Source organism: Clostridium sp., assembly GCF_050717635.1.
Classification (GTDB): Bacteria; Bacillota; Clostridia; order Clostridiales; family Clostridiaceae; genus Clostridium_AD.
Genome location: NZ_JBOITO010000030.1, coordinates 145,581 through 159,135, shown reverse-complemented (window position 1 = coordinate 159,135; position 13,555 = coordinate 145,581). Strand labels below are relative to the sequence as shown.

The window sequence follows — 13,555 nt, the reverse complement described above, 5'->3', positions numbered from 1 at the left end:
TAATTAAGTTAATCATAATATAATTGTATTCATGAATAAGAAGCGGAGGGGGATAAAGATGAAAAACAAAAAAAGCACTATACTGTTTTTAATCAGTGTATTTGTTGTTGGAATATTAGCATATACTGGTTTCCAAGGGCTTAAAATAGGAGATTATAGGTTTAAACCATTCACTGAAACAATTAATAGAGGTTTAGATTTACAAGGTGGAATTTCTGTGTTAGAAGAAATTCAAGGGAAAAAAGTTTCTGACAAAGACATGAGTACAACAATTGAACTTATTACTATGAGGACCAATAAAATGGGAGTTAGCGAAACTCTAGTTGTTCAAGAAGGAAATAATAGAATCAGAATAGAAATACCAGGTAAATTCGATCAAAAGGAAGTCCTTGATACTGTTGCAAAATCAGGAGTGCTTAAATTTGTTGGACCTGATAAAGTTACTATTCTTACTGGAACAGAAGTAAAAGGTGCTTCTACGTCCATAAATCAGAATAATCAACCTGTTATAAATCTTGAACTTAATGAAGCAGGTAAGAAAAAATTTGCTGAAGCTACAAAGAAATTTTTAGGACAGCCAATTACTATTTTTATGGATGATGTTGAGTTAACTAGCCCTACAGTGAATGACGTCATTACAGATGGTAAGGCTGAAATTTCAGGAAAATATACCTTAGAAGAAGCTACAAGGCAAGCTCAAATTATAAAATCAGGAGCACTTCCTGTAACACTCAAAGCTGTTTCAGTTAAAACAGTTGGAGCTACTTTAGGTAAGAATGCATTGCCATTAAGTATGAAAGCTGGAGCTATAGGAATATTATTTATATTATTATTTATGCTATTATATTATAGAGCACCTGGAATAATTGCAGATATATCACTGATTTTATATGTGGTTTTGGTTCTTGGAACATTCTCAGCTCTTAATGTAACACTTACGCTGGCAGGCATAGCTGCATTCCTCCTTACAGTTGGTATGGCAGTAGATGCTAATGTTTTAATATTTGAGAGAATAAAAGAAGAGCTTAAAACTGGAAAATCAATAAAATCCGCTGTGGATTCTGGCTTTCATAAAGCGCTGTCATCAATACTAGATTCAAATATTACAACTATAATTGCTGCTATAGTTTTGTACACAGTAGGAACAGGAGCAGTTAAAGGATTTGCACTAACACTTATGATTGGTATAGCTTTAAGTGTATTTACGGCGTTTACTAGTACAAAATACTTATTAAAATTAGCGGTTGGAATGGGACTATTAAATAAAACATCTCATTTTGGTGTGAATAGGAACCCGGCCAAACCTTATAAAACATTTAAGATAGTTGAAAAAACTAAAATATGGTTTGCTATTTCTCTATTAATAATTTTAATAGGAATGGGAGCTATGGCGACAAAAGGACTAAACTTAGGTATAGATTTCAAAGGTGGTACAAAACTAGATATAAGTATGAATCAGAAATTTATTAAAGCAGATGTAGATAAAATAATTGATAAAAGCGCAAAGGGTGAGTATACATCTAAAACTGTAGATAATGGTAAAGATTTCGAAGTAATCGTTAGTGATGCTCTTTCTGCTGATGAAATAGCTGCTTTGGAAGATGAAATCAAAGCTGTATATAAATCTAGTGAATTTTCACAAAATTATATTGGAGGATCTATTGGTAGTGAATTAAAATCAAAAGCATTAATGGGTTTAATTGCTGCTACTATTTGCATGTTAATATATATAGGTATTAGATTCGAATTTAAATTCGGATTTGCAGCTGTAACGGCACTCGTACATGATATATTAATTACTCTTGGTGTATATGCAATATTTAGCATACCAGTAAATTCACCTTTTATAGCGGCTATTCTAACTATAGTCGGGTACTCAATTAATGATACTATCGTAGTATTTGACAGAATAAGAGAAAATAATAATGGCATGAAAAAGTCATCCATAGAAGATATTACGAATACAAGTATTACACAAACACTAGCAAGATCAATAAATACTGTTGCTACAACATTATTTACTATAGTTGCAGTATACGTGTTTGTACCAGCTATAAGAGAACTTAGTCTTCCACTAATAATAGGAATATTAGTTGGGTGTTATTCTTCAATCTTTATAGCAAGTCCTACTTGGGTACTGCTTAAAAAAAGAAGTAAGAAAGTATCAAAAAAATCAGTAGCTTAAGATTGTGGGAACTAATATAATAATAGAATTAGACGAAGAAGTATGACAAAATAATTACTTCTTCGTCTTTTTTATTATTTTTAAAAAAAAAATTTGTAAAATTATAAAATTTAAATTATACTTATTATGTTTCTATTAACTTTAAGGAGTGTTTATGGTGGATTATCACAAAAACATGCAAAAAACCAATAATTACTTTATAGATTATAATATGTATAATCCATTTTTGTTAAAGGGAATGGGAGCTGCATTATATAGAATTGTGAAAGCTATAAATAAAAGAGAAAAAATTGTTCTTTATGGTTTTTATGATTTGGATAGTATTACGGCAATTTCCGTACTTATGCTAGTGCTTAATTTTGTAAATGCTGATGTTGAGTATTTTATACCAAATGAGCCTTGCGAAAGTCGCGATCTACTAGAAAAAGATATAAATAGCCATATAAAGTATTTAGGACCAGGACTTATAATAACCTTAGGTTGTGGCATCAATTCATTAAGCGAAATAGAATCATGTAAGAAACTAGGTATTGATGTTATAGTGACGGATTTTCATAAGCCTATTAAACAATGTCCTGACGCTATAGTAGTGGACCCTAAACAAAGAGGTTGCAAGTACCCCTTTAAGGGCTTGGGAGCTTCAGGTATAGCCTTTAAACTCGCACAAGCTATATCTTTACACTATAAGATGAAATCCGTTAACAAATACCTGGACTTGGTAATGATTGGAACTGTTTCTAGTAAAACTAAGTTAAATAGTGAAAATAAAATAATTGCATTAGAAGGTATAAAACAGTTAAATTGTTCAAGTAATTATGGAATTTGTGCACTGAAAAAAACCCATAATATTATTAATATTAATGAGGATACAGTATCAAATTTAGCATTAAAAGTAATGCCTACTGTTAATCCCGTTGGAAGAATGGATAATGCTAAAATTGTGGTTGAGTTATTTATTACCACAGATAGTGCTAGAGCATTACAGATATCAAAGTACTTAGATAAGGAATTAAAAAACAGTCTAATAATTTAATGGAATCTTACATAGTTTTTGTGTTGCACATTGTTGCATGTACATAGCAATATAATATATAATTGTTAGTATAATGTATATTGACTAAACCAATAATAAAACAATGGTTTGTTTATTTTGATTTTATATTAGAGGGGGAATAATCGTGGATTTAAAAAAACATATTAGAATAATAGAGGATTTTCCGAAAAAGGGAATTAGTTTTAAAGATATAGCTACCTTATTACAAGATGGAGAAGCACTTAAATATACTATAGATGCTATGGCCGAATATTTAAAGGATAAAGAAATTGATATTATAGTAGGACCTGAGGCTAGAGGCTTTTTATTTGGTGTACCCGTGGCTTATGCTCTTGGTGCAGGCTTTGTGCCAGTAAGAAAACCTGGAAAGTTACCTTATGACACGCTGCAAGTAGAGTATGACCTTGAATATGGTTCAGATAGACTAGAAATTCATAAGGACGCAATAAAACCTGGCCAAAAGGTAGCAATAGTTGACGATTTGCTTGCTACTGGAGGTACAGTTGCAGCAGTGACAAAACTTGTAGAGCAAATGGGGGGAGAAGTTGTTTCTTTAAACTTTGTAATCCAGTTGACGGAACTTAATGGAAAAGATAAGTTAAAGGGCTATGATATAATGTCCCTTGTAAAGTATGATATTTAATTAAATTCTACTGTGCTTATAAATTTAAATTGCAAAGTTCTACACAATATTATATAATATTAGTAAAAAGTATCGGCTGGTTAATAAAACCAGCCTTTGATTTTAGGAGTGTAAAAGCCATGCTGGAAAAATTGCTATATAAAATTGAAAATAACTGTAATTCTGTAGATAAAGACCTTATTATTAAAGCCTTTGATTTTTCTTATGCTGCCCATAAAGAGCAAAAGAGAGAATCAGGTGAGCCGTATATTGTGCATCCACTGGAAGTTGCCTGTATCTTAGCAGAAATGGGGCTTGATACAAGTACAATTGTTGCAGGATTACTTCATGATGTAATTGAAGATACAGTATATACTTTTGAAGATGTAAGCAGAGAATTTAATATAGAAATAGCAAATTTAGTGGAGGGCGTAACTAAGCTTGGTCAAATAAAATATAAGACTAAGCAAGAAGAACAAGCGGATAACATTAGAAAAATGCTATTAGCTATGGCAAAGGATATTAGGGTTATCCTTATTAAACTTGCAGATAGACTTCATAATTTGCGTACTTTAAAATATATGCCAGTAGCAAATCAAAAGCAAAAAGCAAAAGAAACATTGGATATTTATGCCCCTCTAGCCCACAGACTTGGGATGTCTAAAATTAAATGGGAACTTGAAGATTTAGCACTAAGGTATTTAAACCCAAATGAATATTATAATTTAGTAAGAAAAATAGCAGAAAAAAGAGTTGAGCGAGAAGAAAATATAAATAATATAATAGTAGATTTAAAATTTAATTTAGATATGGTTGGAATAGAAGCTGATATTGATGGTAGACCAAAACATTTTTATAGTATATACAGAAAAATGGCGTCTAAAAACAAGACAATAGATCAAGTTTTTGATTTAACTGCAATTAGAATTTTAGTTAATGATATTGGGAACTGCTACGCTGCGTTAGGTATAGTGCACACGGTTTACAAGCCAATTCCGGGAAGATTTAAAGACTACATTGCTATGCCAAAACCAAATATGTATCAATCATTGCATTCAACTGTAATAGGACCTCATGGTAAACCTTTCGAAATTCAAATTAGAACCTATGAGATGCATAAAACTGCTGAATATGGTATTGCAGCTCACTGGAAGTATAAACAGAGTACACAGGAAAGTGAAAATGAAAATTTTGATTCTAAATTTTCATGGCTCAAGGATATTTTAGAATGGCAAGGAGAAACCTTTGATGCAGAAGAATTTTTGGAAGGGTTTAAAATTGATTTATTTTCAGATGAAGTGTTTGTATTTACGCCCAAGGGAAGGGTTATTAATTTGCCTATTGATGCAACGCCAATTGATTTTGCTTATAGAATTCATACGGACATAGGGAATAGGTGTATGGGAGCAAAAGTAAATGGAAGAATGGTACCACTGGAATATCATTTAAAAACAGGAGAAATAGTTGAGGTTGTAACTTCAAGTGCACCTAAAGGTCCAAGTATTGATTGGCTTAATATTACAAAAAGCAATCAAGCTAAAAGTAAGATTAAATCTTGGTTTAAGAAAGCAAAAAAGGATGAGAGTATTGAAAAAGGAAAAGAATTATTAGAAAGAGAATCTAAGAGACAAGGATATAATTTTGGTGAAATTGCAAAGGGTGAAGCAATAGAAAAAATTTATAAAAGACATAATTTTAGAACTTTAGATGATTTATTTGCTTGTGTTGGAGTGGGAGATATTATGTCTCCGACTATAGTTAATAGACTTAGAGAGGTTTTTGAAAATAAAAATAAACCAGATGATTTGACCATAGAAGATATTGAACAAAAGATAACTAAAAGTGGAAGTAAAGATGAGAAAAAGCAAGTGGATTTTTCGGGTTTAATAGTCAAGGGCCTTGGCAATGTGCTTGTGCGTTTTGCTAAATGCTGTAATCCTGTTCCAGGTGACAAAATAATAGGATATATAACCAAGGGACGTGGAGTTTCAGTTCATAGATGTGACTGTAAAAACATTGAAAACTTAATAAACAATGAAATAAATAAAGTTGTTGAGGTAAGTTGGGGAAATAGTGAGGGAAAAGGATATGTTACTGAAATTCAGATTAGAGCAGATGATAGGTATGGTTTGTTATCCGATATAATGGAGGTAATAACATTAACAAAAACGCAGTTATACTCAATTAATGCAAAAACCTCAAAAGATAATGTGGCTTTAATAAATATAAAGCTTAGGATAATTGATATAGAGCATTTGAAAGAATTACAAAAGAAAATCACTAAATTATCTGGTGTAATAGAGGTTTATAGAATAAAAAACTAAGGCAATAAAATTATTCTATTTAAGAGAGGGATATTTATGAGAGCAGTGGTACAAAGAGTTAAATCATCAAAGGTTGAAGTTAACGGTGAATTAGTTAGTGAAATAGGTTTTGGATTAAATGTTCTTCTTGGAATATGCGAAGAAGACACAGAAGAAGATATAAAATTCTTAAAAGATAAGATATTAAACCTTAGAATTTTTGAAGAGAATGAAAAAATGAATAAATCCTTAATAGATGTAGGGGGAGAAATGCTTGTGGTTTCTCAATTTACACTTTATGGAGATTGTAGAAAAGGTAGAAGACCTAATTTTATGAGAGCACTTGGTGGAGAAAAAGCAGAAGTATTATATTTGGAATTTGTTAAACAGTGCGAAGATATATTAGGTGAAGTTAAGACTGGGAGTTTTGGTGCGGATATGCAAGTTTTCATTCAAAATGATGGACCAGTAACCTTGCTTTTAGAGAGTAAAAAAGATTTCTAGGAGGTTTAAAATGGAAATAAAAAAACTCGTTACAGGAATATATGGATCAAACTGTTACATTGTAATGGATGAGAAGACCAAGGAAGCTGTGGTTTTAGACCCTGGTGGAGATGTGGATGATATAGCTCGCGCTATCAATAATATGGGTGCTAGTGTAAAGTATATTCTTTTGACCCACGGTCATCTAGATCATACAACAGGTGTAGCGGAGCTTAAGACCATTACAAAGGCAACTGTATGTATAAGTAAATTAGACGATGATTTAATAACTAAGGGAGAGCATTTATTTGGTCCTCTCATCAAAGGTGGAGCTGATAAATTAATAAAACAGGGTGATATAATAAAAATAGCGAACTTAGAGTTTGCTTGCATAGATACACCAGGTCATACACCAGGTGGTATGTGCTTTTTAGTTCAAAATTGCGTTTTCACTGGAGATACTCTTTTTGCAGGTTCAATTGGAAGAACAGATTTTTCAGGAGGTGATTTTGGCAGTATAATTACTAGTATAAAATCAAAACTATTAACTCTGCCTTGCGATACTATTGTGTATCCTGGTCACGAACAAATTAGCACAATAAATAGTGAAAAATTAAATAATCCCTTTTTACAGGATTAATGAAGGGTTTAGGGAAAAAAACATATTCTATGTTTCATTAAGGAGTTAAAATGATAAAGGTAAAGTTAAATAATTCAAAATACAATTATGATGTATATCAAATCATAAATTTATTCTACCTATTTCCGGAAATTAAATTTGTAGAGGAAGATTATGATTTTAATATTGAAGTTAAGGATGATGTAATAGAAATACATTTCCAGGCTGAATGTTATGAGTACAAAATTAATAAGGTTTATAAGATTAAGGAAGAAGTTAAAAAAGCTGTTTTTTTATATTTTTCAAAAAATGCAACTAGTGTGCTTCCTTGGGGTACTTTAATAGGAATTAGACCTTCTAAAAGAGCTCTAGAGAGGTTACAAGAGGGTGCAACTGATGAAGCTATCATAGCTGAGTTCAAAGATAAAAATGTTGCGAGAGAAGATAAGGCGAGACTTTGTATTGATGTTGCAAAGTTTGAGCAAAATATTGTTAACACAAAGAAAGATAACATAAGTGTTTATATTGGTATGCCATTTTGTCCCACAAGGTGTTTATACTGTTCTTTTACCTCAAATCCTATTAACAGTTGTAAAACAGTAGTGGATCCTTATCTTAAGGCTCTGTCACATGAGATAGAGAGTATAAGTACATATATTAAAGATAAACATCTAAATATTGAATGTGTATATTTTGGAGGTGGAACTCCCACGTCTGTAAATAATGAGCAGTTTGAAGGTATAATGCAGTCTATATACGAAGCTTTTATTGTAGGCAATAAAGTGAAGGAATTCACAGTAGAATGTGGAAGACCAGACAGTATAACCTTTGAAAAGTTAACGACTATGAAAAAATATGGAGTACATAGAATAAGTATTAATCCTCAAACTATGAACGAGGATACCTTAAAACTAATCGGCAGGAATCATTCTGTAGCTAGCGTTTCTGAAAAATTTAATATGGCTAGAGACCTTGGTTTTGATGATATAAATATGGATTTAATAGTAGGACTTCCCGGGGAAAAAATTTCACATGTAATAAAAACTTGCCATGAAATATCTAAAATTAAACCTGATAGCATTACAATTCATGGACTATCAATAAAAAGAGGTTCAAAACTTCATGAGTGTATGCTTAATGATTATAAGTTTGAAGTTCCTTGCCAAGAAGAATTAAATAAAATGTATCAGCAAACTGTAGAGCTATCCAAAACACTTCATATGGAACCCTATTATATGTATAGACAGAAAAATATGGTAGGTAACATGGAAAACATAGGATATAAAACACCTGGTAAAGAAGGAATATACAATATTCAAATGATTGAGGAAAAACAAACAATCATTGCACTTGGTGCAGATGCAGTTTGCAAGGTTGTTTTTTTAGAAGAGAACAGGCATGAAAGATTTGCCAATGTGAAAGATGTTAGAGAGTATATAAAACGAATAGATGAGATGATTGAAAGAAAAATAGCATTGTTAGATACACTTTATAATTAGAAATCAGTCAAGGGGAGGAATAAAATGAATATTCAAGCGCCTAAGGGAACTAAAGATATGTTACCAGAGTATGCTTATAAATGGCAGTATGTAGAAAATTTATTTAAACGATTATGTTCTGTATATGGGTGCAAGGAAATTAGAACACCTATGTTTGAAAATACTGAACTGTTTATAAGAGGAGTAGGAGAAACTACAGATGTGGTACAAAAGGAAATGTACACTTTCGAGGACAAGGGTGGAAGAAGCATTACACTAAAGCCAGAGGGGACAGCTCCTGCAATAAGAGCTTTTATAGAACATGGTCTTTTCAATGAGGTTCAACCTACAAAGCTGTATTATTTTACTCCATGTTTCAGATATGAAAAAATGCAAAAGGGAAGATTTAGGGAACATCATCAGTTTGGAGTTGAAGTTTGTGGTTCTAAGGAAGCTTCTGTTGATGCTGAGGTAATTAGCTTTGTTATGAGAATATATAGTGAGCTTTCTATAAAAGGTGTTCAACTTAAAATTAACAGTATGGGATGTCCGGTTTGTAGAAAAAAATATAATGAGGCATTAAAATTATTTTTAGAGCCTAAACTTGATGAGCTTTGTGGAACTTGTGTAAGCAGATTTGAAAAGAATCCACTTCGAATTCTGGACTGTAAAGTAAATAGTTGTAAGGAAATAGTTAAAGATGCACCAATTATATCGGATTACATATGCGAGGAATGTGGTACTCACTTTGAAAGTTTAAAAAAATATCTTAAGATTATGGATATAGACTATGAAGTTGATTCACATATAGTAAGAGGACTTGACTATTACAGCAAGACTGTATTTGAAGTGCTTGACAAAAATGGAATCGCCCTTTGTGGTGGTGGAAGATATGATAATTTAATTAGTGAAATAGGTGGACCAGATATGCCATCGATGGGTTTTGGTATGGGAATAGAAAGACTATTAATGTCTCTAGAAGAAAATGGTATAGAAATTCCTAAAGAGAATTACATGGAACTTTATATTGGTTCAATGAACGCGGAATCAAAAAATCAAGCAATTAAATTAGTAAACAGTTTACGAGCAAAGGGAATCAAGTGTGAATGTGATCATATGGAACGTAGTGTAAAAGCACAAATGAAATACGCTAATAAAATCGGAGCTTCTTTTACAATTATTTTAGGTGAGGATGAAACTCAAAGTAGAAACGCTAAGATAAAAAGAATGTCTGATGGACAACAGTTTGAAATTAACTTAGACAACTTAGAAGAAATAGTTAACATAGTTAATGATTAAGGTTTTAGGGAGGAATGAAATAAGATGGCAGAAGCATTAGAAGGCTTAAAGAGAACGAATATGTGTGGAGATCTTCGAGAAGAACACATATTAAATGAAGTAACAGTAATGGGCTGGGTCCAAAGAAAAAGAAATTTAGGTGGCCTTGTTTTTATCGATTTAAGGGATAGAACGGGACTTCTACAGTTAGTATTTGGAGAGGAAATAAATAAAGAAGCTTTTGTAAAGGCTGATTTAGTAAAATCAGAGTACTGCATTGCTGTAACTGGTGAAATTATTAAAAGGCAAGATCCCAATAATAATATGCCAACTGGGCAAGTAGAACTTCAAGGGAAAAATATAAAGATATTATCCGAATCAGAAACTCCTCCTATCTATATTAAAGAAAATTTAGACGCATCAGAAAATGTTCGTCTAAAATATAGATATCTTGATTTAAGAAGACCAGACATGCAAAAAATATTTATGATACGTCATAAAGCGTCTAAAGTTGTTAGAGACTTTTTAGACGAGAATGGATTTTTAGAAATAGAAACACCTATGCTTACAAAAAGTACTCCTGAGGGAGCTCGTGACTATTTAGTTCCTAGTAGAAATTATCCTGGAATGTTCTATGCACTTCCACAATCACCACAACTTTTCAAACAATTATTAATGGTGTCTGGATATGATAAGTACTTCCAGATAGCAAGATGTTTTAGAGATGAAGATTTAAGAGCAAATAGACAACCAGAGTTTACACAAGTAGATATAGAAATGTCCTTTGTTGAGGAAGATGATGTCATAGCCATAAATGAAGCTTTGATTAAAAAATTATTTAAAGAAGTAGTAAATGAAGATGTTATGCTTCCTATAAAAAGAATAACTTACAAAGAAGCTATGGATAAATATGGATCAGACAAACCAGATCTAAGATTTGGAATGGAAATAATTGATATTACTGAAGAAGCACGTGAATGTGAATTTGTAGTATTTAAAGGTGCAATTGATAATGGTGGGTCAGTAAGGGCTATAGTGGTTAAAAATGCTGCAGATATGGGCAGAAAGAAATTAGACAAATTAGGTGAATTTGTTAAGACGTACAAAGCAAAAGGCCTTGCCTATATTGCATGTAAAGAAAATGAAATTAAATCTCCTATATCCAAGTTCTTAAATGAGGTGCAAATGCAAGCTATCTTAAACAAGGTAGAGGCAAAGACTGGAGATTTAGTACTAATAGTGGCTGACAAAGATAATATTGTACTACAAGCATTAGGTGCATTAAGATTACAGGTAGCAAAAGAACTTGAAATTTTAAAAGATAATGTGGAATTTAACTTTGTATGGGTTACACAATTTCCACTAGTAGATTATAACGAAGATGAAAACAGATTTGTAGCAGCACACCATCCTTTCACAATGCCAATGGATGAAGATTTGCAGTATTTAGAATCAGATCCAGGTAGAGTTCGTGCAAAAGCTTATGATATTGTGCTAAATGGCGAAGAATTAGGTGGAGGAAGCATAAGAATACATGATTCTAAGTTACAAGAAACTATGTTTAAAGTCTTAGGGTTTACCCAGGAGAAAGCATGGGAAAGATTTGGATTTTTACTTGAATCATTTAAATATGGACCACCACCACACGGCGGACTTGCTTTTGGATTAGACAGAATTGTAATGTTCTTGGCTGGAACTGAAAATATTAAAGATGTAATAGCTTTTCCTAAGAATCAAAATGCTTACTGTCCAATGTCTGAAGCGCCAAATATGGTTGACGATAAACAACTACAAGAACTTGGAATTACAAAATCAGAGGTAAAGAAGTAATATATTAAAATAAACTATTTTAATTTTTATCTTGATTTGTATAAATTGTGATGATATAATTAAAATAGTACCTATACGGGGTATAGTAACTTATAATATAACCTATGGGAGTGGTAAAATGACAAATGGAAATGATATATCAATGGATGAACAATTAGTTCGAGATATTAAAATTAGATTGAGGAAAATTGAAGGTCAAGTTAAAGGTATAGAAAAGATGGTAAATAGTGAAACTTGTTGTAAGAATATACTGGTGCAAGTGGCCGCAGTACGTTCTGCTATGACTAAGGTTGGTGGGCTAGTTTTAGAAAGATATACTAAAAATTGTCTTATACATGAAGACGATCCTATTGAAGAAGAAAAAATCCAAGAATTAGTCTCAACTTTTCTTATGTTTTTAAAATAAAAAATAAAGAAGTAAAATTTGATATCAAATTTTACTTCTTTATTTTTTTTATTTTCTTTATTTTCTTTAAAATTGTACTAATAGAAGATACAAAAACTATCCCAATTGCAATAGCACCTGCATTAAATAAGGTTACAACACCTTTAGATAGGGATGCATCAAAGTTCCCCTTTACTGCTTCAAGGGTAGTATAATACATTCCACTACCAGGGACAAGAGGTATAATTGCTAAGATTATAAATATTGTAACAGGACTCTTCCGGAGTCTTGCCATTATTTCTGAGTAAATACTCCCAACCAGGGAAGCAACAAATAATGAAAAGACTAAGGAAGGTTGAAGTTTTCCTATGAGAAGATAAGTAAACCAACTGAGCCCCCCGCCAATTGATCCTATAATTAAGTTTTTACCTCTTATATTAAAGAGTACTCCAAAACCTAGCGAACTTAAAAAAGCATAAAACGAACTAAGGATCATATTGAACCACCTCCAAATATCAACACCCATATTTTAAAAACTATACTTGTGCCTGCAGCTATTGCCATTGCTGTGAAAAGAGCCTCTATAGATCTTGATACACCAGAAACTAGATCACCTGCAATAGTATCCCTTATGGCGTTTGTTATGGAAATACCCGGGACTAGTATCATTATAGATCCTATTATTATAGTATCCATATTACCTACAAAATTTAAGGAAGTAGCTATAAGGGCTATGAGGGCAGCTAGAGCTCCACTAAGCATATTTTTTAGAAAACCATTTACATCTAATTTGTCTAAGGAGCCACTTAAAGTATTTATAAGAGCTCCAATTAGAAATGCTACTAAAAAGTCTTTATAATTTCCACCAAAAAGTATGGCGAAAGAACCACAAGATAAAGCAGCAAAAAAAGTTGTAGTTTTTTGGGAATAAGCGGGCAAAGTGTTAATATAAGCAAGTTCTTTTCTCATATCCTCCATAGATAGTGGATTTAAAACTATTTCTCTAGACAGACTATTTATCATAGAAACCTTACGAAGATTAAATGTTCTAGTATTTATTCTTTTAACTAATGAAATGGTTTGATTTTCACTATTAGTTATAGAAACCATAATACCAGTAGGAGTAACAAAGCTTTCAGTAAGTGGTATGCCATAGGATTTACATATCATAATAATTGTTTGCTCTACCCTATAAGTTTCTCCGCCATTTTCTAAGATGATTTGACCAGCTTCAGCAGCTACATGAATGATATCATCAATATGCATTTAATCTCCTTTCAGTGTTTAATTCTAATTTTTTAAGATATAAAATAATAAA

At 31.8% G+C, this 13,555-nt stretch carries 12 protein-coding genes and 1 pseudogene; 11 read left to right on the top strand and 2 right to left on the bottom strand.

What is annotated here, in order from left to right:
* Positions 1 to 31: 31 nt before the first annotated feature.
* The 11 genes and pseudogenes from secD to ACREWB_RS13985 all read left to right on the top strand — a co-directional run.
* Positions 32 to 1,291 (top strand): annotated as a pseudogene (gene secD, locus ACREWB_RS14035) (protein translocase subunit SecD); the annotation flags it as partial.
* Positions 1,283 to 2,185 carry a protein translocase subunit SecF gene (secF, locus tag ACREWB_RS14030; RefSeq protein WP_431548365.1) on the top strand — a complete coding sequence of 301 codons (903 nt, stop codon included), beginning with the start codon at positions 1,283 to 1,285 and terminating at the stop codon, positions 2,183 to 2,185. The pseudogene secD and the gene secF, both read left to right, overlap by 9 nt.
* A 175-nt stretch (positions 2,186 to 2,360) precedes the next feature.
* Positions 2,361 to 3,218 (top strand): DHH family phosphoesterase, encoded by an 858-nt coding sequence (locus ACREWB_RS14025; protein ID WP_431548069.1) that lies wholly within the window; start codon positions 2,361 to 2,363, stop codon positions 3,216 to 3,218.
* 145 nt (positions 3,219 to 3,363) lie between these two features.
* Entirely contained in the window at positions 3,364 to 3,882 is a 519-nt protein-coding gene (locus ACREWB_RS14020) for an adenine phosphoribosyltransferase (protein ID WP_431548068.1), read from the top strand.
* A gap of 119 nt (positions 3,883 to 4,001) precedes the next feature.
* Positions 4,002 to 6,185 carry a RelA/SpoT family protein gene (locus ACREWB_RS14015; protein WP_431548067.1) on the top strand — a complete coding sequence of 728 codons (2,184 nt, stop codon included), beginning with the start codon at positions 4,002 to 4,004 and terminating at the stop codon, positions 6,183 to 6,185.
* Positions 6,186 to 6,221: 36 nt separating this feature from the next.
* The gene (gene dtd, locus ACREWB_RS14010; protein WP_431548066.1) at positions 6,222 to 6,668 is read left to right on the top strand and encodes a D-aminoacyl-tRNA deacylase; all 447 of its coding nucleotides are present in this window, start codon (positions 6,222 to 6,224) and stop codon (positions 6,666 to 6,668) included.
* A 10-nt stretch (positions 6,669 to 6,678) separates the two neighbouring features.
* Positions 6,679 to 7,287 carry an MBL fold metallo-hydrolase gene (locus ACREWB_RS14005; RefSeq protein ID WP_431548065.1) on the top strand — a complete coding sequence of 203 codons (609 nt, stop codon included), beginning with the start codon at positions 6,679 to 6,681 and terminating at the stop codon, positions 7,285 to 7,287.
* 50 nt (positions 7,288 to 7,337) lie between these two features.
* Positions 7,338 to 8,765 carry a coproporphyrinogen III oxidase gene (locus ACREWB_RS14000; RefSeq protein WP_431548064.1) on the top strand — a complete coding sequence of 476 codons (1,428 nt, stop codon included), beginning with the start codon at positions 7,338 to 7,340 and terminating at the stop codon, positions 8,763 to 8,765.
* A 24-nt stretch (positions 8,766 to 8,789) separates the two neighbouring features.
* Complete coding sequence (hisS, locus tag ACREWB_RS13995; protein WP_431548063.1) at positions 8,790 to 10,043, top strand: histidine--tRNA ligase; 1,254 nt, start codon at positions 8,790 to 8,792, stop codon at positions 10,041 to 10,043.
* A 24-nt stretch (positions 10,044 to 10,067) separates the two neighbouring features.
* Positions 10,068 to 11,852: an aspartate--tRNA ligase gene (aspS, locus tag ACREWB_RS13990; protein ID WP_431548062.1), complete on the top strand. Its 1,785-nt coding sequence runs from the start codon at positions 10,068 to 10,070 to the stop codon at positions 11,850 to 11,852.
* Between the two features lie 118 nt (positions 11,853 to 11,970).
* Positions 11,971 to 12,258 carry a metal-sensitive transcriptional regulator gene (locus tag ACREWB_RS13985; protein ID WP_431548061.1) on the top strand — a complete coding sequence of 96 codons (288 nt, stop codon included), beginning with the start codon at positions 11,971 to 11,973 and terminating at the stop codon, positions 12,256 to 12,258.
* Between the two features lie 31 nt (positions 12,259 to 12,289).
* On the opposite strand, the gene ACREWB_RS13980 is transcribed toward ACREWB_RS13985, so the two are convergent.
* Together ACREWB_RS13980 and ACREWB_RS13975 are read right to left on the bottom strand one after the other, a co-directional pair.
* Positions 12,290 to 12,733, bottom strand: coding sequence for a threonine/serine exporter family protein (locus ACREWB_RS13980; protein WP_431548060.1), 444 nt, complete (start codon positions 12,731 to 12,733; stop codon positions 12,290 to 12,292).
* Positions 12,730 to 13,503, bottom strand: coding sequence for a threonine/serine exporter family protein (locus ACREWB_RS13975; protein WP_431548059.1), 774 nt, complete (start codon positions 13,501 to 13,503; stop codon positions 12,730 to 12,732). Before ACREWB_RS13975 ends, ACREWB_RS13980 begins: the two co-directional genes overlap by 4 nt.
* Between the last annotated feature and the right edge of the window lie 52 nt (positions 13,504 to 13,555).